Annotated in this window: 17 protein-coding genes; 4 read left to right on the top strand and 13 right to left on the bottom strand. The window is 58.9% G+C overall.

The window, feature by feature from the left end:
- Positions 1-50: 50 nt before the first annotated feature.
- From secA to mtrA, 6 genes are all read right to left on the bottom strand, one after another.
- Positions 51-2,927: a preprotein translocase subunit SecA gene (gene secA, locus H2O65_RS01330; protein ID WP_182141835.1), complete on the bottom strand. Its 2,877-nt coding sequence runs from the start codon at positions 2,925-2,927 to the stop codon at positions 51-53.
- A 168-nt stretch (positions 2,928-3,095) separates the two neighbouring features.
- Positions 3,096-3,755 carry a ribosome hibernation-promoting factor, HPF/YfiA family gene (gene hpf / locus H2O65_RS01325; protein WP_182141834.1) on the bottom strand — a complete coding sequence of 220 codons (660 nt, stop codon included), beginning with the start codon at positions 3,753-3,755 and terminating at the stop codon, positions 3,096-3,098.
- Positions 3,756-3,964: 209 nt separating this feature from the next.
- Positions 3,965-4,651, bottom strand: a complete 687-nt coding sequence (locus H2O65_RS01320) for a phosphoribosyltransferase family protein (protein ID WP_182141833.1) — start codon at positions 4,649-4,651, stop codon at positions 3,965-3,967.
- 99 nt (positions 4,652-4,750) lie between these two features.
- A complete protein-coding gene (locus tag H2O65_RS01315; protein ID WP_182141832.1) occupies positions 4,751-6,424 on the bottom strand; it encodes a GerMN domain-containing protein in 1,674 nt (557 codons plus the stop codon).
- Complete coding sequence (gene mtrB / locus H2O65_RS01310) at positions 6,421-8,031, bottom strand: MtrAB system histidine kinase MtrB (RefSeq protein ID WP_259349549.1); 1,611 nt, start codon at positions 8,029-8,031, stop codon at positions 6,421-6,423. The genes H2O65_RS01315 and mtrB overlap by 4 nt, the downstream gene beginning before the upstream one ends.
- Complete coding sequence (mtrA, locus tag H2O65_RS01305) at positions 8,028-8,708, bottom strand: MtrAB system response regulator MtrA (protein ID WP_182141831.1); 681 nt, start codon at positions 8,706-8,708, stop codon at positions 8,028-8,030. Before mtrA ends, mtrB begins: the two co-directional genes overlap by 4 nt.
- Before the next feature lie 60 nt (positions 8,709-8,768).
- Between mtrA and H2O65_RS01300 the strand changes: the two genes are divergently transcribed.
- Positions 8,769-9,248, top strand: a complete 480-nt coding sequence (locus H2O65_RS01300; RefSeq protein ID WP_182141830.1) for a hypothetical protein — start codon at positions 8,769-8,771, stop codon at positions 9,246-9,248.
- Here H2O65_RS01300 and H2O65_RS01295 read toward each other — a convergent pair.
- The gene (locus H2O65_RS01295) at positions 9,231-10,490 is read right to left on the bottom strand and encodes a DDE-type integrase/transposase/recombinase (RefSeq protein WP_182141829.1); all 1,260 of its coding nucleotides are present in this window, start codon (positions 10,488-10,490) and stop codon (positions 9,231-9,233) included. The genes H2O65_RS01300 and H2O65_RS01295 overlap by 18 nt on opposite strands.
- A gap of 118 nt (positions 10,491-10,608) precedes the next feature.
- On the opposite strand from H2O65_RS01295, the gene H2O65_RS01290 reads away from it, so the two are divergent.
- Entirely contained in the window at positions 10,609-11,235 is a 627-nt protein-coding gene (locus tag H2O65_RS01290; RefSeq protein WP_182141828.1) for a glycerophosphoryl diester phosphodiesterase membrane domain-containing protein, read from the top strand.
- A gap of 28 nt (positions 11,236-11,263) precedes the next feature.
- Here the strand turns inward: H2O65_RS01290 and H2O65_RS01285 are convergent, their stop codons facing one another.
- Positions 11,264-11,665 (bottom strand): DUF3499 domain-containing protein, encoded by a 402-nt coding sequence (locus H2O65_RS01285; protein ID WP_182141827.1) that lies wholly within the window; start codon positions 11,663-11,665, stop codon positions 11,264-11,266.
- Between the two features lie 99 nt (positions 11,666-11,764).
- Here H2O65_RS01285 and H2O65_RS01280 point away from each other — a divergent pair, with 99 nt between their 5' ends.
- Positions 11,765-12,250 carry a metallopeptidase family protein gene (locus tag H2O65_RS01280; protein ID WP_259349548.1) on the top strand — a complete coding sequence of 162 codons (486 nt, stop codon included), beginning with the start codon at positions 11,765-11,767 and terminating at the stop codon, positions 12,248-12,250.
- A 21-nt stretch (positions 12,251-12,271) separates the two neighbouring features.
- Here H2O65_RS01280 and H2O65_RS01275 read toward each other — a convergent pair whose 3' ends face one another.
- Genes H2O65_RS01275 through H2O65_RS01265 form a run of 3 tightly spaced genes read right to left on the bottom strand, consistent with a single transcriptional unit; the run spans position 12,272 to position 17,406 of the window.
- Positions 12,272-13,693 (bottom strand): DUF5719 family protein, encoded by a 1,422-nt coding sequence (locus tag H2O65_RS01275; RefSeq protein WP_182141826.1) that lies wholly within the window; start codon positions 13,691-13,693, stop codon positions 12,272-12,274.
- On the bottom strand, positions 13,686-17,090 hold the full coding sequence (locus tag H2O65_RS01270; protein WP_182141825.1) for a glycosyltransferase: 3,405 nt from the start codon (positions 17,088-17,090) through the stop codon (positions 13,686-13,688). Before H2O65_RS01270 ends, H2O65_RS01275 begins: the two co-directional genes overlap by 8 nt.
- A 16-nt stretch (positions 17,091-17,106) precedes the next feature.
- On the bottom strand, positions 17,107-17,406 hold the full coding sequence (locus tag H2O65_RS01265) for a WhiB family transcriptional regulator (protein WP_182141824.1): 300 nt from the start codon (positions 17,404-17,406) through the stop codon (positions 17,107-17,109).
- Positions 17,407-17,589: 183 nt separating this feature from the next.
- Here H2O65_RS01265 and H2O65_RS01260 point away from each other — a divergent pair, with 183 nt between their 5' ends.
- Positions 17,590-18,411, top strand: coding sequence for a TIGR03089 family protein (locus H2O65_RS01260; RefSeq protein ID WP_182141823.1), 822 nt, complete (start codon positions 17,590-17,592; stop codon positions 18,409-18,411).
- Here the strand turns inward: H2O65_RS01260 and H2O65_RS01255 are convergent, their stop codons facing one another.
- Positions 18,412-19,356, bottom strand: a complete 945-nt coding sequence (locus H2O65_RS01255; RefSeq protein WP_182141822.1) for a glycosyltransferase — start codon at positions 19,354-19,356, stop codon at positions 18,412-18,414.
- A 9-nt stretch (positions 19,357-19,365) separates the two neighbouring features.
- Complete coding sequence (gene rfbB, locus H2O65_RS01250) at positions 19,366-20,373, bottom strand: dTDP-glucose 4,6-dehydratase (RefSeq protein WP_182141821.1); 1,008 nt, start codon at positions 20,371-20,373, stop codon at positions 19,366-19,368.
- Positions 20,374-20,471: the final 98 nt, after the last annotated feature.

Below are 20,471 nucleotides of genomic sequence, written 5' to 3'. Positions count from 1 at the left end.
GTTATCACGCGCGATCATCAATCACTGGGCCCCGCACTAACGGCGGGCAGCTACCCCTTCTTCTTGCCCTGAGCCCGTCGCTGTGCCCTGTTAAGTGTTTGGGCCCCTGCCGCCGCAGGTACCGCGGGCCCCCTGTTCGTTCCTGCCACTGGCTCTGACTGCTTGGCCGGTCCCTGCATGGTGAGCCTGTTAGGTACAGACTGACGTCCCACATCTCCCATGACGGTCTTGGGAGTCGATGCTTTTTTCTGAGCTTTGATCTGGCTCTTCGCAGGCTTCACTGCCTTCTTAGTCTGTGGAGCTCCACTGGCCTGGCCAGATGCCGCGGCTTCCACTGCTGCAGAGTTATCGCCACCTCCATTGGCAATCAGCTCCTCGCGCTGCTCATTTGCTTTCTCAAACTGGTAGTGGTAGGCAAAGAGTTGCTGGACTGATTCTTCGCGGATCCGTTCCATCATCGCTTGGAACATCTTCGAGGCTTCATCCTTGTATTCAACCAAGGGGTCACGCTGACCCATCGCACGAAGACCGATTCCTTCTTTCAGGTAGTCCACCTCGTAGAGGTGCTCGCGCCACAGGCGGTCAACCGTCGACAGCACGACGCGCCGTTGGAGTTCGTCGTTAGCAGAGTCACCCAGTTGAGAGATCGCAACGGGATTGGCGTCTAAGGCCTCAACAGCCGCGGCGTATGCAGCATGAATATCGCCCTGAAGCTCGAACTCCACATTCTCCCGCGTCAGATTCGCCCGTCCACCGTACTCAGCTTCCACGTCTTCAATGGACACAGACACGGGATAGTATCCACGTAGTTCTGTCCAGGCAGACTCCAGCTCCCAGTCAGCAGGGTCGTCGGCGACAGTGAACTGCCGGACGATGCCCGCAACCAGCTGGGACTGGAAGTGATCGATCTGCTCCGAGAGGTCTTCACCACGCATAACTCGCGCACGCTCATCGTAGATAAGTTCGCGTTGACCGGTCATCACATCGTCATACTTGAGGACGTTCTTGCGGATCTCAAAGTTGCGCGCCTCGACCTGGGATTGCGCTGATGCAATCGACCTGGAGACCATCTTTGACTCAAGCGGAACGTCCTCGGGATACGCACCCGAAGTCATGATTCGCTGTGCCATTCCGGAGTTGAACAGCCGCATTAAGTCATCTTCCATGGACAGGTAGAAACGCGACTCACCGGGGTCACCCTGACGCCCGGAACGACCACGCAGCTGATTGTCGATTCGCCTCGACTCGTGCCGCTCCGTTCCAAGAACGTAGAGCCCTCCGGCCTCAGCAACCTCATCGTGTTCTTCGGCGACGGCGCGGCGGGCATCCTCAAGTGCCTCAGCCCACGCCTCCCGGTACTCTTCCGGGTATTCCTCGGGGTCAAGCCCTCGACTCTTCAGGTTTGCCTGGGCAATAAACTCCGCGTTGCCACCAAGCATGATGTCGGTGCCGCGCCCAGCCATGTTAGTTGCAACGGTGACTGCACCTTTGCGTCCGGCCATGGCGACCACTTGGGCCTCCCGCTCATGTTCCTTCGCGTTCAGTACCTCAATAGGCACGCCCTTCTGCTTCAGAAGCGAGGCCACTTGCTCTGATTTCTCAACAGATGTTGTGCCAACAAGGACCGGCTGCCCCTTCTTGTGACGATCGACAATATCGTCGATGATCGCATTCAGCTTGCCCTGCATTGTCGGATAGACAAGATCCGCTTGATCTTTGCGGATCATCTCCCTGTGGGTGGGGATCGGAATGACACCGATCTTGTAGGTCGACGCAAACTCGGCCGCCTCAGTTTCGGCTGTACCTGTCATGCCAGCGCGAGACCCCTCGGGGTACAACCTGAAATAGTTCTGCAACGTCACTGTTGCCAGAGTCTGGTTCTCCGCCTTAATTTCAACGCCCTCTTTGGCTTCAATAGCCTGGTGCATTCCGTCGTTGTAGCGGCGTCCTGAAAGCACGCGGCCCGTGTGCTCATCAACGATCATCACCTCGCCACCCTGAACAATGTAGTTGTCGTCGCGGTGGTAGAGCTCTTTGGCCTTGATCGCGTTGTTCAGGAAGCCGATTAGCGGGGTATTTGCCGCTTCATAGAGGTTATCAACGCCCAGCTGATCCTCAACTTTTTCGATACCGGCTTCCAAGATGCCCGCATTGCGCTTCTTCTCATCAACTTCATAGTCGACATCACGCTGGAGTATCTGCGCGATCCGCGCGAACTCCTTATACCAGTGGTTGAGGTCACCCGCGGCCGGACCTGAGATAATGAGCGGAGTCCTCGCCTCATCGATGAGGATCGAGTCAACCTCATCCACAATCACGTAGTTGTGTCCACGTTGCACCATATCTTCGGGTCGCTGCGCCATGTTGTCGCGGAGGTAGTCAAACCCGAACTCGTTGTTGGTGCCATATGTGATGTCGCAACTGTAAACCTCATGGCGTTCAGCGGGAGTTTGCCCGGCAAGCACACACCCAACGGTGAGCCCCAGGAAGCGGTAGACGCGCCCCATCATCTCTGACTGGTACTCAGCCAGATAGTCGTTCACCGTAACGACATGGACGCCTTTTCCTTCGAGTGCGCGAAGGTATGCGGGCATCGTCGCCACAAGCGTCTTACCTTCACCGGTCTTCATTTCGGCGATGTTTCCTCCGTGGAGCGCAGCTCCACCCATCACCTGCACGTGAAATGGGCGCAAACGCAGTACGCGCCATGCTGCTTCACGTACCGTCGCGAAGGCCTCAACCATGAGCTCATCAAGAGTCTCGCCATCAGCAACCCGTTGCTTGAACTCTTCGGTCTTCCCGCGAAGCTCCTCGTCCGTTAGCTTCTTGAAATCCTCTTCGAGGGCGTCGACCTGGTCCGCTATACGGTCCAGACGCTTAATCTGGCGTCCCTCGCCAGCCCTGAGGATCTTGTCAATAATCGACACGGGTACTCCTTGATTTTGCCTACGACACCCAAGTTTTGGATTGCGGCGTGCCCTTCAGTTTACGCAACTTACACCCACAGTGTGGTGGGCCCCAAGCCATATCGGCATGGGGCCCACCACACATCATAGGTTGCGGCAATCACGTCCCGATAGAGACCGATGCGTTCTCTACTCCGCACCCTCCGGCATACGAGTGTTCAGTCTGAGGATGCCGTACGTCCACCCCTTCCGGCGGTACGCAACGCAAGGTTGCATCGTGTCCTTGTCGACGAAGAGGAAGAACGGGTGTCCGACAAGCTCCATTTGGTGCAATGCTTCATCCACGCTCATCGGCGGAGCCTCATGAACTTTCTGACGCACAATCACGGGAGAATCCCCCAATTGTTCTTCGCGCACCTCACCTGGTTTCAGATCCTGTGCGGAACGCAGCGCCCAATCTTCTGCATCGCGCAGATCCGCATCGACGCCCGGAGTGATCGGCTGGTCGAAGTTCGGGTCCGGCACACCGTCGTACTGGAACCGGCGATGATCCTTTACTCTGTCGCGCTGGCGACGCAGTCTTTCGAAGAGTTTTGCGCTAGCAAGGTCGACTGCCGAATATCGGTCAACTGAATCTGCCTCAGCCCGGATCACCGGGCCCTTCCCATAAACGGTTAGCTCTACGCGCTCTGCACTAGCGGCCAAGCGTGGGTTACGCTCACGCGTCAGAACCACATCAACCCGTTGCGCACGAGGATAGAACTGGGTGATTTTCTCGAGTTTACCCTCGACAAATTCACGGAAATTAGGATGAATGTCGGCATTGCGGCCGGTGACGACGATGTCCATGGGGATCCTCCAGGAGCCTTTGGAATGAATATGCACAGCAAGCACAATTTGCTTGCTTCTTGTAAAAAACCCTCCTTAAGCCAAATGAGCCGGGCTACCCTCTTGCCCACTGAGTGAACGAAAGAGAGTCCCTCAAGTCTACGTCACTGAGACGCCCTTCACATGCTGTCGGCGCTGAGCGAACGCCACAAGCTGACAGTCGAGTGATGTCAAGCGGCAGCCAAAGCAACTGCCATGACACCATGACCACCCAGTGCGTCGAGGACACCGCGCATAGTAGTTCCAGTGGTGACCACGTCGTCAACCACAACCGCAAGGCTTTGCTCCGGAGGTGGAATCACAATGTCCATTGCACCCAGTCGAGCGCTACTCCTGGATCCCGCTGACCTTCCGCTCTGTCCACCAACCCCACGGTGCAGCGCGACAGCTGGCACAACTACAACCCGGGCAACCAGTTCGCGGCGAACTCCTTCTGCCACCCCATCCGCTATCTTCGGAACAACTTCAGCTCTGCGCCGCCTGCGTGCGTGTGAGGACGGGGCGGGGACAATCCACAAGGGCGTGAGCATCGGCTGCTCAGCCACTGCCGCTAGGCGTTCACCCACAGCGCGCCCCAGGTGGGTTCCTGCCTCGAAGAGAAAATCTGAGTAGTCTCGATACCGATCATGCTTGGCGGTAAGGATGATGGAGCGAAGCACCCCGGCGTAGTCACCCAAGCACAGCAGCTCAGTTGTGGGGTACCCCGCAGCGTCCTCAATAATCTTAGAAGCAATCGGTTTTGTCGCAGTACCTCGACAATCCTCACATAGTTCGCTATCCCACTTTCCACACCCCCCACACTGGACCGGAAACAGGAGATTCTTCGCCCCCTGCAAAAGATCTGCTTGCCGTCTCATTGTGGAAGCATTGCGCGACGGACACCCCGGATCAACCGGCTCTCTCAGCGAATGTGGAAAGGACCGCCTTAGTCGCGTTGGGGATAGACCCGGACCTAGCTAGCCTGCGAAAGAAATCTCTTGGATAGAGTTGTCCAGTTCAATCCAGGCCGCACCGGCGCGTTGGAACGCTGTTCCATCCGGGCGTTGAACAAGCAGAGACCCCAGCGTTGAGCCCGCCGTAATTCTGGAGACATCCGGGGGTGCCGACAGAACCTGTTGCCACCCTCCTAGACTGAACACTTCAATTGTTGATTCTTCGCCTTCTGGAACCAGGGCGGCAACAGTCGTCTCACCAACCCACGTTAATCCTTCAACTTTCGGGGGGAAAAGGTCCAGCTCCGTGACGGCTTCGAAACTGTACTGAGCCTCCACATCGTTACGCCGAATCGTTGCGAGCCAAACTTGGGATCCCGCACCACCGCGGGTAAGCAACAGCGCCCTCGACCCATCAGGAGAGACCCGCACCGCCGCGACCTCCCCGTCGAACGGGACCGGAACTTGCAGAGGCTCCCGACCCGGCGCGACAGCCCAAACCACACCCGGTGAGTCTGTGGACGATACCCACACCACACCGAACCTATCGACTGAAGGCGCCGTAGCACCTGCGATGGGAGTATCACGCGGCTGTGCTGAACCAAGCGTCATTACCGCAAGGCGACCCGGTTCGCTGTTCACCCACGCCACTGGCGCACCCTCGACAGGACCAACCGCAGGGTTTTCCACCCCAACACCCGCCGCTTCCGGGTTGGCAACCTCTGTGGACAGTGACGTAGACCCAAGCACAACTGATCCCTCAAGCAAACCAATAGCTCGATCGAGGCGATATGACGGACCGGAGGGGACGTCCGACTCATCAAGCTCAACACCATTGAGTCGAATCTCTACCGACTGAACTGAAGCTACCTGGGTGACAGTCTGGGAGATCTGCCAGATCAACGCACTCCTCTCTGCTTCTGATGAAGAAGAGTTTCCCTCCAGGTCGATCATCGCGACCCTATCTTGCACCTCCACACCCGCGGTCGGCAACGTCAGATCGGCGGCCAGATCACCAACGACGGCCGGGACCAGACTCTCAATGGGCCCCTCGATCAACCCCTGCACCAGGTAGGCCGCCACACGCGAGCGGGGATACCAACGAGGATCTGGCACCAGGCCCGACAGGTCCGAAGAGGGGAAGAGGAGATTAACGTTCTGGTAGGCGTTCGTGAATGCTGACTGTGAAAGGATGACTCCGTCCGCCAACTCCGCGATGCGCCATTCCCCGTCCTCGTTCAACGTCAGGGTGAATTCAGTTGACACGGAGCCCGGGGTCACAGACACACTGAGGACGCCGGATTCGTTCACTGTGCCCACCGTTGTGAGAGACAGTGAGACTTGAGCCGATTCGCCCTGCCTGTCCTTCAGTTCGGGCGAGGGCGAAAAGTCGGAGGGAAACACAGCCACCTGCAGATTCGGCCGCCATGTCGCTGATGCCTCCGGCTGCAAGTAGAGGCGCGCGGTCGCAAAGTCGTCATACATGCCGGCGGCAGTTGCCCGGAGGAAGTCTTCAACCAACAGCGTCGGACTGGAACCCACCTGGGGAGCAGACCCGAACTGACGGACAGGATCACGCTGGGGGGCTTCAATTGCGAATTCGTGGGGTTCACCAGTCTGCGGCAAAGATGAACATGCCGAGGGCGCCAAGAGGGCTACAACGCCCAGACACACCCAGAGAATCTTCCGCAATCTCATGCGTGACCCTCCCAAACAATCAGGGGAAACTCTGTGACCGCACTCCCGGCGACGCGTGGCAACGTCACGACGAAGGAGCTTCCGCGGCCCGGCTCGCCCCAGGCATTGATGACGCCGTTGTGTAGCGTGACGTCCTCTTTTGAAATTGCCAGTCCCAGACCAGTACCACCGGTGCTGCGAGTTCGCGCGGGGTTGGCTCGGTAGAACCTGTCAAATACACGTCGCACCGTGTCGGGCTCCATACCGACACCGTAGTCTCGCACTCGGATGGCGACTGAGGTCTTCCCTGCAGCAACGGTGACACGAACTGGCATTCCTTCTGAGTACTCACATGCATTGACCAGCAGATTGCGCACCACACGCTCGATACGAATTGCATCCACCGGCACTGAGCAACGTTCCGGCCGGGGCCCAAGTTGAACATCAACGCCGAGGTGGTCCGCAAGCTCCGCGTTGGCGCTCACCACCTTCTCAACGAGGCTATAGATATCAGCGGACTCGGGGTCGAACTGGGCGGATTGGGCATCGTAGCGAGAGATTTCCAGAAGATCCGCAAGCATTTGCTCAAAACGTGCCACTTCGACGTGAAGGAGCTCCGCAGACCGCTTGGATGCGGGGGGAAGTGCATCCCGGTCATCAAAAATGACCTCATCCGCCATACGAATTGTTGTCATGGGGGTGCGCAGCTCGTGTGACACATCCGAGACAAAGCTCTGTTGGAGTTTTGACAATGAGTCGTAGTCGGTAATTTTGGATTGCAGGGACTCCGCCATGTCATTGAAGGTGGCCCCCAACTGTGCCATCTCATCACGACCGGAGACACGCAACCGACTTGAGAGATTCCCAGCCGCCAGGGACCGAGCCGCGCCCGCCGCCGCTCTGACAGGGCTCAGCAGCCTGTACACGAGGACGAAGGAGACCAGACCCATCAGGAGCAGGACGGGAACTGAGCCCACGGTGAAGACTTGAATAATTGAGTTCAACGTAGATTGTTCTTGCTCTAGCGAGTACACGACAAACATTTCGTACGGACCCGCGGAGGGCACGTCGATCAGCGCCCCAACGACGATGCCAGGGATCGTATCCGCGCCGTTTGCGAGGGCGACTGACTGCCAAAGTCCCACATCGTGAGCTAGTTCGTCGCGGATTCCCCCACCGATAACGGAAATGTACTCAGGATTCACATACTCGTTGATCCGAAAAGCTTCCGAGGAATCGGGAGAACGCAAGAGAAGGACCTCAACCGCTCCGGCACCCGCGGCGGACTCACGAATCGCGGTGAGGGTCTGCGTGACCGCGTCTTGAACCTGGTCGGTCGTGACTGCGGTGGATTGGTCAAGCGTGTTCTGGACCTGTGAAAATCGCACGGCGGCGTCGGCAAGAATCATGTCGCGCCTGGTTGAGAAGAGGTCGGAGCGCAACACGTTCGTTGCAAAGAAAATAAACACCAGCAGGATCACCGTCAGCACCAGTGACAGTGTCACCGCGATCCGCAGAGACAGGGATCCCCCAAGGAACTCCCACATTCGCCGCCTGCTGGTCTGATCCCCTTCAAGAGGGTGAGCGCCAGTCTTTGCGCCGGCGTCACCAGCCTGGGTATCGCTCAAGACCCCGTGCCGGCACGGTATCCGACACCCCGCACCGTAATTACTAGCGATGGACTCTCTGCATCGCGCTCAATCTTGGAGCGGAGCCTCTGGACATGCACGTTGACAAGGCGCGTGTCGGCCGCATGTCGGTAGCCCCATACCTGTTCCAGCAGTTCCTCCCGCGTGAAAACACGCCACGGTGCCCGTGCGAGGGCGACAAGGAGGTCGAACTCCAGCGGGGTCAGCGGGACAACGTCGTCGCCGCGGCGCACCTCATGTCGGGACTGATCGATTGTGAGGTCACCCAGCACCAACTGCTCTTCTCCGGTGTCATTCTGGCTGCGTAAACGTGCGCGAATCCGAGCAACCAGTTCTTTGGGCTTGAACGGCTTCGGGACATAGTCGTCAGCCCCCGCCTCAAGACCAGCAACCACGTCCGCAGTATCCGATCTGGCGGTCAACATGATGATGGGGACATTCGAAACCTGTCTGATGTCCTCACAGATCTGGATTCCACTGCGCCCCGGCAACATCACGTCCAACAACACCAAGTGCGGGTCGGAACTCTCAAACACTCCGAAGGCTTCAGCCCCATCGAAGCACTCAAAAACCTCAAACCCCTCGGCGCGCAAGACAATTCCAATCATCTCCGCAAGCGAGGCGTCATCGTCGACAACTAAGATCCGTGGTGTCATGAAGTGATCGTCCCATGATCGCGGTCGCCTGTCACGTCCACAGACCGGCACAATAGAGATATGAGTTCTTACCCGAATGCTCCGTGGCCCTCCGACCCGAACCAGGGACAGTGGGGTGGACCGGCTCAGCCGAAGCCTCCTGTGATTCCCTTCCACCCGTTGAACTTGGGAAACCTGTTCGATGGCACCTTCGCAGCGATACGCTCGAACCCCAGAGTGATGTTTGCGATTTCCCTTGGCGTCATGGGGATTGTCGGAGTGCTCTCTGGCATTGTTTCCGCCCTAGTACCCGAGACAAGCATCGATCAGGTGACATTTGGTAGCGACACCGAGTTCGCCGTCGGGATGTCCGAGGTTTACCCGGCAATTTCCGATCTGAGGTTGCAGGGAATCGTTGGGCTCATCAGCGCTGGCGCTTCACTACTTGTGACCGGGATGCTGGTCCTGTCCGTAATGCCTCATGTCAATTTGCCCGCGAAAGTTGGTTTGGTGCCTCATATGTTTTTGCCCGCGAAAGTTGGGTTAGCTGGCTTGGGGTAGTTTGATGCCTTTGGCGGTGTTGGGGAGCTTGTTTCTGGCTTCGGTTTGAGCGATGAGTTTCACGGTGCCTCGTTTTGCCAGAGCGGTCAGTTCAGATTGGATGCGGGTGATGTTACGGGCTAGCGCGGCAGGGTTCAATGACGCCTTGTACGCTTCCATTTCCAGGGTTTGAGCCTTGGTGAGGGCCCCAGAGTCCTTGAGCCTGTCGAAGGGGGTTTTGGGCGTGTCGTAGACGCGTTTGCGCCGTCCCCTAGTATCGGTGTCCCACCCTACTGGTTTGGTGGTTGGCGTGTAGTAGTTCATGTAGTCATTCACGTTTACCCATAGCCGCTCCAGGAGGGAGAGTTGGGCCTGTGTGTCATAGCGCCAGTAGAAAGCGTATTTGCGTACGACGTGGTTATTCTTGGACTCGATACTGGCTTGATCATTCTTCTTATAGGGCCGACTCCTGGTGAAATACAGTTCCAGGTTTTGAGCCCAGGCCACGACATCGTAGTTGATGAACTCACTACCGTTATCAAAATCCACGCCCTCTAAGGGGATGGGGCAGAGGTCAATGATCCGGTTCAAACCAGCAATGATGTGACGCGAGGAGTTATTCCTGATGCTGGTGGTGACACTCCACCCCGTATACACATCGGTCAGGTTCAAAGTCCGGGCGAACTCACCAACCAAGGTTGGCCCGCAGTGAGCCACCGTATCGCCTTCAAAGAAGCCGGGACGGTTCTCCATTTCATCGCCTGCCTTACGGATCTTGATCGAAGAACGCAACAAGGGTGAGGGCTTGGTTGTTGCCGCTCCTTTCAGGTTTGTTCCGTCTTTCAAGGGCTTCAAATACCGATCAATCGTTGCCGCGCTCATACTCAAGAGCTCTTCTTTGACCTCACTGGAATACCGGTCCACCCCAGCAACAAGCTCCCCATGAGCCTCAAGGGCATCAAGCAGGCCTGGCAAGGATACAACCAGGTACTTCCCACACTGACCCAAACCCATCGCCCACACTCTTTGCAAAGTCTTACGCGCATCATAGGAATACTTGAAAGGCCGAGGCTTGCGCTGCCTTGATGGGCCGCCGCGGATCTTGGGTTTGGGCGCTGCCGCTTGGGACAAACGTCGACGAGCGTTATCCCGACTCCACCCCGTCACCGAGACCACCTCATCCAACAATCGTCCCCGATCCTTCTTAGATAGTTGCTTATACTCACGAGCATATTTAGCGGTAATCTCCGCACGAGTAGCCATACTCAACTCCGTCCCCATAACCAACCATGCCAACTTTCGCGGGCAAAAACCAAATGAGGCATGGAACCCATTTCACGGGCCTTTTACGTGAGGCTAGTCGCTGTCTGTTACCAATGCTGTGGTTGGGATTAACCTTGATCTCAAGTCCACGTGGGAGGCTCTGAAGTCTCACTTCTGGCGTCTGGTTGGCACCGCGGTTCTCGTTTGGCTGATTGTGGGTGTGGTTGCCGCAGTTATCTTCATTGTGCCGATTGTCCTGATTGCTGTGGTTGCTTTTGCGTCGTCCTCGGGAGACTCACTGTGGTTCCTTAGCTTCCTTCTTCTCATAATTCCACTCGGGATCGCCGTCACGGTGTGGGTTAGCGTCCGACTGTACTTCGCAACTTTGATCGCTGTGGTCGAGGGCGCGACGCCCCCAACGGCACTTCGCCGCTCATGGGCCCTGACCAAGGGCGCGTTCTGGCGCATCTTGGGCAGGATGCTTCTTATGAGCATCATCGTCTCAATCGTCGTGGGACTTCTTGGCGGGACGATTTCAGCGGTGATCATGTTTGCAACATCTGTGTTGCCGTGGGCTGTGACCGCTTTCCTCTTGGCTCTGGTCTCTGCCCTGATCTCAGGTCTGGCCATGCCGTTCTCTGCGTCGTATACCTCGCTTATGTACGTGGATGAACGCGTAAGGAAAGAGAACCTGGGACCTGTCCTCGCGCAGGCGTTTGAAACCTCACGCGGTTCGCAGGCCTGAGACAGTCTCTCCAAGAAAGGGTGGGGACCTAGCGAGTGTCTCCACCCTCCCCCGTGATTACTGTGAAGTGATCCCGACGGCGCAGGGGGGCATATTTATCCTCCCTGCTTCCCTGGTCGATGACCACTGGTTCGCGAAGCATGTCGGGCACCTCCGGGTCGTGTTCAACTCCCGCCACGTCACGAATCACTTCGACGAGGGCGAGGAGGTCGTCACTGGATGGCGGCGCCGGCTCAAAACGTGTCTGGAGGCGGACAACCTGCCACCCTCGAGGGACGGTGAGCGATTCAGCATGCACTTCACAGAGGTCATACGTGTGCGGCTCTACGGAGGTGGCGAGGGGCCCAAGGACCGCAGTTGAATCCTGGTAGTCATACGTCAGGGTTGCTACGGCACCACGAGTGCAACTCGGTTTGGAACACAATCTCACGGGATCTCCTCAAGTCCAGCCGTGGCAGCCAACACCACCAGCTTGCCACGGTTACCCAGCCTACCTTTGTCGGCGACGAGTTCGCGCTAGCCTAGGCGTATGTCCGATGGCTTCGTCTCCCCCCACTCCGATTATCTGCGCCGCGCCGCCGTCGCAGCCGGCATTCCTCCGGTTGCAGACTCGGGTGTCAGTCGGCGCCGGAAAGATCGTCATGGCCGCGGCCCTCGGGGACCCCGTTTCCATCCTGCGCTTCCTGTCTGGACAACCCGGAGGGAATCCTTTTGCGAAGAGATGCAGTTGGCGTTGGCGCAGATGGCAGCCCGGGAACCGGGCATTGCCGATATAGAGTTCGGCGTGGAGGAAGTGCCGCCCTCAAATCCGGCTGAGTGGGAGTCACATGATGTTGTCTTGGCTCGCTCGTTTCCTAGGGATCGGCGCAGAGGACTTCGGGATCGCATTGTGCTGTATCGCAGGCCAATTTGTGCCCGGGCTACAGAGGAAGAGATTCCTCTTGCCCTTCGAGTGATCTTGGCGGAGCGCATTTGCGACATTCTTGCGCTGCGCCCGGAGGACCTTCTCGACTAGGCCCACCGAGATGTTTGGCTGCTAGTTTGCTGGGAAGAGGGACACTAGGCGCGATTGGGCAAGCACACCTTCGGTCCCGAGGCTGGTCACTGAGCGAACCGCACCGGCAGGGGTGTCAGCCGTAACCACGTATGAGGCGTAGACCGCTGAGGTAGCAACCAGGTCGGCATCGTTCATGCTGCCGATCAGCGGGTACAGCTGCGAGGAATGCGGCGAGAGGGTCTTGGCCGCCCCTTGGAGTTCCACTTCAATGGTTTCGTCTGTGGGATTGGCGAGCGCAACCGCCACTTCGATGTTCGTGAACCCAAGCGACTGCGCCGCCGCAATGACTTCGCTCTTGTCTACGAGGCCAGTTCTCATCACTTGACGCGCACCTCCCACCACGGTTCGTGATGAATATTTGGCATCCCGAACATCCGGGTGGTCGCTACCCTCCGTCACTTCGGTGACGGTTGCGGCCAACGGTTGCCCTCCTTCAACAACAATGGCGTTGACATCGCTGGGGAGTGCCGACAAGTCGATGCTCACGGTGGATTGCGCCGGAAAAGGAAGCCCATCCGCCCCACTGAGGATCTGTTCACCGTCACTCCCGAGTAACCTCACGGTCACCCGCGTGTTCTCGGTTCCGAGGTTGCCGACGCGGAGAGTCGATTGACGTGAGGCAGTCACGCCTGGAATAACGACGGTCTCCGCCGGGCGTGTTCCCTGGATGCGGGCCAGACCCTGCGGGACCTCACCGTTCAATCCGGATGTTTGAAGCCAGGCGGCAACGCCAAGGCCTTCCGCTGTCAGTGTGATGACGGGATTCTCTTCTGCCTGTGCCCAAGAGCCAGGCAGCACGGACAGGGTTGAACCCGCAGGAATGGTCAGTGTCGCTGGAGACTCAAGTAATGCTCCCGCTTCCGAATATACCTGGGCCTGAACGCTCAGTGCCATGTCTCCCGGATTGGCGAGGACGAGGACGGTGTCCTCACCCACGGTGGTTGAGCCGGCAGCAAATGCAAGGTTCTGACCCGGTATCGCACAGGACTCAATGTCTAGTGAGAGAAGGTCCCCGGACTCTCTGCCAGCAAGCGAAACACCGGTCACATCCCCACTGCTGGCCTCACTACCAAGTAGGTGTAGTTCCCCGCCGCCCGCGAGGGCTGTAGCGTGGCCCGGGGCCCAGGTTGCCAAGGCTGCTTCTGTAACCGGTTCAGCGTCGGAAGCTGAGGATGCCCGCAGGGGGACAACGTCCTCGGGAGCGATGATTCCAGGCGGGCATACCAGCGGTATCTCATCCATGATCACCTGTACGGCCTCGGTCTTCGCTCGGCTCTGAGTTGTGGTGGCGCCCTCGGGGGTCCCCAGCGCCAGAGAGCCAACGGTGAGCCCAACGCACGCGCACAGCCCAATGCCAAGTGGGACCCACCGGGCCCGACCCACTCCGTCTTGTCTACTCATGTGCTTTCCCCTCGGTGAAGCTACCCTCCGAGGGGTCTGAGCCAGCGTCCTGGTCACCCCATGGTTCAATGCTGCGGCGGCGGAAGCTACGTGGAAGTGCCATCAGCGCGACAATCATCAGTGTCAGGCCCGCCCCAGCCCACCACCAGTAGAGGTAGGGAGCGCGGTATGTAATCTCCAGTTCGCCGCCACCATTGGGTAGTTCGAATGCCTGCCGCCACCCCTCCTCCGAGGAGGGATCCTCGACGGTCGTAAGAGGAACTCCATCCAAAGAAGCTATCCACCCCGGGTCAGCTGCTTCTGCCATGACGATGAAGCCGGTCGCATCCTCAGCGATTGTGGTTTTCACCCCGACGGAGCCAGAATCCACAGGGCTGGTTGTAACTTCCCCTCCCTCGCCTGCGGTGAGGAGCGAAACGCGAGCAGGAAGTCGCCCGTCAGGTCGGACTCGCCACATCGTGGAGCCCTCGAGGTTCCCGATCCTTTCGAGCCCCCCTGTTGCGTCAAGGACACTCTGGATGGCGGAGAAGTCCTCAGAGTGGGCCGACAGCATGACTATATCGATCCCGTGATCAGCCAGCCCAGATGACGTGCGGGCCGTTGGTCGAGCAGTCATGGTTGCAACAATGCTCGCCAGACTTGAGTGTGCTTGTGTGACAGCCGACGTCACTGTGCTGGTCGGGGCTGGGAAGACACGCAGATCAGCCTGCTGAACCGCCACTCCCCTCATCAGGTCTGCTTGAACTTCACCGTCAGTGAGTGTGACAGTGAGGAAACGGGCAGCTCTGGGCCCATTCTGCGATTCTTGAGCAATTACCGGTATCAGGGGGGAGGGCGCAGGCTGCACAAATTGTGATCCACTAACTGCGGACCCAACCGGACCTAGGACCAAGAGGCTGACAGCAGAAAGAAGTGCCGCAACCGAACCAATCCCGGCTGGAAGACCCCTGGCCCACCTGCCGGCGTAGTCCGTCACCGGTACCAGCTGGGAGACAGTGAGCGAGTAGTTCGCATACGACGCACCCACCGCGACAAGAAAGGACAGCGACGTCCCGGCGATAAGGAGTGGGGATACCCGCGCTGCCTCGGCCCCCAACCACGCCTGAAGTAGGGCGAGGACGGAGAGGGTGAGCCCGAAACCCCAGCTGCCCACGACCACGGGACTCATCTGTGAGGGTTTCCACGAGGCGTGGATGACGGCTGCGAGAGTCCAGACCGTAAGGGCAATGCCCGACAGTGATCCTCCCACAATCAACAACGCAGGGAATGAACCTGCAGTCACCGCTTCCAAAAAGCCGGAGTCTGCACCCGCGAGTGGAAGTGCGGCCGGAAGCCCCGCGAGGAGCCCCAGATCGGCATTCCCCAATGTTGTACCCAGAGCCCATCCCAGGAACGCCTGCGGGTCACCACGAAGCAGCTGTGTGACAAGCGATGGAGCAATGACAACCAGGCCGGGTACGGTGACCGCTACAAGCGCTGCCCAACGCATCACACTTCGTGGGCGCTCAGTGCCGCGCCACGCTCCAATCCGCAGCCACTGCGAGTCGGTCCCCACGAACAGAAGCAGCGCTACGACCGGCAGAATCATCAGTGCAATGGGAGCAGCTACCACAACGAAAACTGAACCTAAACCAGCAAGGCCCAGCCAGGACACAGTGTTCCTAGGCGCGACGGCCACGAGGTCCTCGATGCCGTGGGCAACGAGTGCGACCGGGGGTCTAAGCCCTCTGACCAATCCCACGACAACCGCCGGGAGTGACAAGTACGCACAGAGCGCAGCCAAGTTCCCAAACATTAGCGGCATCAGAGCGGAGCCAGATGTTGCCCACAACGCTGCCAACCCAACGCGCACAGTTGTGGATCGGGTGAACGAGGACGCAACGGACCATCCACCCCATGCTGCTAAAGGAAGTGCGGCAAAGACTAGGAGATATGCGAAGGTCTGGGGTGAAATGCCGAGCAGCGCAAACGGGGCAGCGACGATGCTGAGGGGCGCCAAGAGCGGTGATGACGGGCCAACAAGTCCATCGCCAGTGATCTGCCACCCACTCCAAGCCTGAGCGGCCAGGACACTCCACTTGGAGGGTAGCGCCCCCCACTGCCCTCCGATGAGACCCTCTCTGAACGGGTACCAAGCGAAGACCGAGACAATGATCGCGGCGCTCATCAGCCCAATAAAGCCACCTGCGGCCCGCGCGTGATGTCGCTTCAGGGCGGCCAGAGCTGCCGGGTCAAGAATGACCTCAGTATCAACACCTTTGGCGCGGATCTTACGACTGTTGCGCCTGTGTTTGGTGATCTCCAACGGACTGGCTTCGAGTGTTGAGAGGGCGCTTCTTGGCACGGTTGCCACACGTTGGAGCCGCGCCCGCCCTCGTAGGAGGGCAGGCGTCATGCCCACTAACCGCACATAGGCGGCGAGTTCACCAAACGCCAAGCTTGGAGTCCTGCTAAACAGCCGCGCAAAGGAGCGTCCCAGGGAAAGAAATGGAGCCCCCACGATGAAGGCAACAAACTGGAGCCGCGTAAGAGCCAGACCCCAGTTGTACATTTGCGCGGTACGCCGGGCAGCGAAAGAGGAGCGACCCTCAGTGTCGTGACCGTAAGATGCCTGCGCGTGCTCTACGACAGCCCTGGGTGCCACGACAACGCGGTACCCGCTTTGCCACAGTCGGCGGCCAAACTCGAGGCCATCCCCGAACGGCCCCAGCGCGGGGTCCAACCCCCCAACGGCATTCCACGCGGCAGATCGGACCAGCATCCCAGCCGTTCCAACGGCTAGGACATCATCGCGACGATCGTGCTGCCCCTGATCAATTTCATCTGGCTCCACCACGTAAACGCGGCGCCCCTTCGATGTGGCATCGATACCGATCTCCAAAAGCTGATCGGGGGCCCCGTAATGGACCTGCTTTGGGCCAACTGCGCCAACACTCTCTCCCGATTGCCCGGCTGCGAGCAGCGTCTCAAGTGCATTGGTGTTCGCCACCATGTCGTCGTGAAGAAGCCACATCCAAGAGCACTTCCGCGCCTCGGGTATCGCATCGAGGGCTTCCCGGATCGCAGAACCGAAACGTTGAGCTCCCCTAGAGTAGAAGCGAATGACGCGTGGGCTCTCTTCATGCGGAAGACCCCCACCATCCTTCGCATCTGGAAAAAGGCGAGGAAGCACCTGATCAGAGACGTCCTGGACCACTTCTGTTTCGAGCGTTGCATCCAGAGAGGTCTCAACAACTATGACAAGCCGCGGCGGCGTTGCTTGTCGTAGTACAGACGCGAGCGTCTCCCACCTTCCAACGACGCGTTCACCGCGTTCTTTGGGGGCTAGGACTATCAGTGCCACAACGTCGCTTAGCGATGCCTGCACCGCGTCTTCGGCGGGAAGAAAGGACGACATTTGTCCTATTTTACGCTCAAGACGCAGCTCGTCGTAGGCGCCGCCGCTCACGTTCGGACAGTCCGCCCCATATTCCAAAGCGTTCATCGTTCACAAGGGCATACTCCAAGCACTCAGCCCGAACTTCGCAAGACGCACAAACACCTTTTGCCTCCCGGGTGGAACCGCCCTTTTCCGGGAAAAACGCCTCCGGATCCGTTTGCGCACACAGCGCATCTTGTTGCCAAGAAAGTGGGCCTTCATCGGAACTATCGAGGGCTTCAGCGCCCTGGACCACGGTAAACGTGATGGCGCCTTCACCAAAGATGTTCCACATGTGTCCCCCGCTAAAAGAATGGCCGTCACGCGTCGCAACGTCCCCTAATTACATGCGTGTAGTCCCGCCCCTGTCAAGTGGAACGGACAAAAACCGCCCGAAAACAACGGTTCATCCCGCGTGTCGCAGTCCGGGGGGCTCGGCTTGGAAGTATCATCCCTTGCGACCAGCTAGTCTACGAGGATGAAACAGCTTGATGCCACCTCACTGACTGCTCTCCTTTCTCCCCGACCGGGTCCAGTCCTGACTTGGTTCCTTGATCCGGGCAGCGCCTCGAATCCCCCCGGAACCCCGTCCATTCGGGAGCGGGTCGAACTGTCTGGACCTGTGGCGCGTCGATGGCTTGCCAAGACCGACAACTTCCTAGCCAATGAGTTCCCATTTGGGGCGTCGTCGTTTGCAGAGTACTTGACCACCCACTGGCGGACGCCCCTGTGGATCGCAGCGTGCTGGTTACGCGGGCTCCGTCAGCGCCCCCCTCGCAACCTAGACCAGATCGATCTGGCAGTGAGCACTGATCTGGACTTTTTGATGACCATGCGGATTGAACTTGGCCCAGACGTCCTCGTCGCCCAAACGCCTGAGTCCTTCGCATTCTCCTGGCCAGGTGACCTTCCTTTCGGCATCACGGACGGCACCGCCGACGTCATGTCCTACGGGGACGAGGTCGAGATGCCGCACACCGCACCCGGCGCCACAGTCATTGTTGGAAACGACATCGACTGGCTCCCACCGAACCTCCTAGAAGACCCGCAGAAGACGCTTCTCCGCCTCGACGACCTCCTCACTCGCGACTACCTGGGTCTTGAAGGGGAACTTAGCAACCCCGCAAGCCGACTCGACCAACACAGGGTGCTGGTTACCACCGCGAACCCCACGCTCTTCACCGCGCAGCTCATCCAACTGTGGATTCGCGGAGCATCGGTTGTGTGGGTGCCGGGCGGGGTGGACGCGGAAAGCATCGCGACCACTGAGAAGGTGACCCTCACGGTGCTAAGCCGGTAACTACCACACTCCAAGTAGACACGACGCGGCAAGCTTCACCTGCTCGATAGGGCGCCTGCGCATCCCTCGCGCGTTGCGCGCAACCGCAACCCGACCTCGCCAGGAAGTATCACTAAGCCACGCCTTCCATTCTGTGAGGCCGCGCAGGAACCCTTCGTCCCGACCTGCGGCATGGGCCGCCCGATTCGCCACCTCGGTCATCAGCAAGAACTGTCCACGGTAGTGGCCTGAGCGGAGCAGTTGCCAGCGGTTCACGGTTGCTTGCAGGCCTTTGTGGGCTCCCGCCACATTGCGTTCGTGCTGTCGGTAGGCCACATGTGGTCGAGGGTCAATAACCCAGGACATCCCAGCCCCGCGTAGCACCGCATAAACGAACCAGTCGTGGACAGCCACGCCCTCCGCCCCCCACGCGTCAAGATAGTCGACCAGGATCTTCCAAGCCTCATAGTCAAAGACGTAGGTTGAGCCGGCACCCGGAGCTTCGAAAAGGAAGTCCCATTCCACCTGCGGCTGATCCTTGCGGATCAGGGTCCGGCTCACCTCGCCGTCCGCACCCACGGTGAATGCCGTGACGTTGGATGACACTGCGTGCGCTCCGGCCTCGTCCATGAAGTGGATTTGTTCGATGAGTTTATGCGGCTGCCACAAATCATCCTGGTCACAAAATGCCGCATACTCACCGGGGCGGACATCCAAGTGTGTCAGCGCGTGGAGGAAGTTCGCCGCTACCCCGGCCTCGCCGTCACGCTCAGGTAGCACCACCACCCGCGGGTCACGTTGCGCCAAAGCTCGGGTCCAGTCCCGCGTCCCGTCGGTCGAACCATCATCGGAGATGACCAGCCGCACCTCTACACCGTCCTGGTCGAGGACGGTTGCGACCTGGCGACCAATCCACGGCTGCCCGTTGTAGGTGGCCATCGCCACGTGAACGATGGGAGGCGTCATAAACAAACTCTAGTGGCCCTTCTTGGCGTAGTCGGCTTCAACCCGCTCCTTCTCACCCTTCCACCAGTCCTCATGATCCGTGTACCAACGCACGGTTTCTTCCAAGCCCTCACGGAAGGAGGTGAACGAGGGGTACCATCCTAGTTCTTCGTTCAGTTTCGTGGCGTCGATCGCGTACCGCAGGTCATGTCCCGCACGGTCGCTCACATGGTCGTAGTCGTCCGCAGGGTGCCCCATGATCTCATTGAGCATGTGGACAACCTCCTTGTTTGAGGTTTCTCCGTCCGCCCCGATCAGGTAGGTGTCCCCCAGGGTTCCGCGCTGCAGGATCTCCCAGACAGCGTCGTTGTGGTCGAGGACGTGGATCCAGTCCCGCACGTTCGCGCCCTCGCCGTAGAGACGAGGACGGATACCAACCAGGCGGTTGGTGATCATGCGGGGAATGAACTTCTCGATGTGCTGGTAGGGCCCGTAGTTATTGGAGCAGTTGGAAATGGTCGCGGGGATCCCAAAGGTGCGGATCCATGCGCGCACCAGCATGTCGGACCCTGCCTTGGATGCCGAGTAGGGCGAGGACGGGTTGTAAGGCGTCTCCACCGTGAACTTCGCGGGGTCGTCAAGTTCCAGATCCCCGTACACCTCGTCTGTGGAGACGTGGTGGAAGCGGGTGTCATGCTTGCGCACTGCCTCAAGTAGAGTGAACGTCCCCACCAGGTTTGTCTGAATGAAGGGGGCTGGCCCGCTGATTGAGTTGTCGTTGTGGGATTCGGCGGCGAAGTGCACCACGGCATCCGCGTTCTTCACGACCTCATCCACCAGGTCGGCGTCAGTAACTGACCCCTTGATGACGGTGAGCCGCTTGGCTTGCTCGGGCGTTACATCGGTCAGTGACTTTTCATTTGCCGCGTACGTAAAGGCGTCCAACACCTCTACATCCACCTCTGGATGATCATTCAAGAGTGTGTGAACGAAGTTGGCTCCGATAAACCCTGCTCCGCCGGTTACGACAATGCGCATTTGTGCTCCTTCAATGAGGCCGGTCAGCGTTCCGCCAAGATCAGGCAGGAACTAAGTATTACTCCCACTAGGCTTGAGGTAGGTCATTCCCAGTCTAG

The sequence above is a fragment of the Schaalia sp. JY-X169 genome (assembly GCF_014069575.1).
GTDB lineage: Bacteria > Actinomycetota > Actinomycetes > Actinomycetales > Actinomycetaceae > Scrofimicrobium.
The sequence above is the reverse complement of the archived record's forward strand: the minus strand, read 5'-3'. Positions and strand labels throughout refer to the sequence as shown.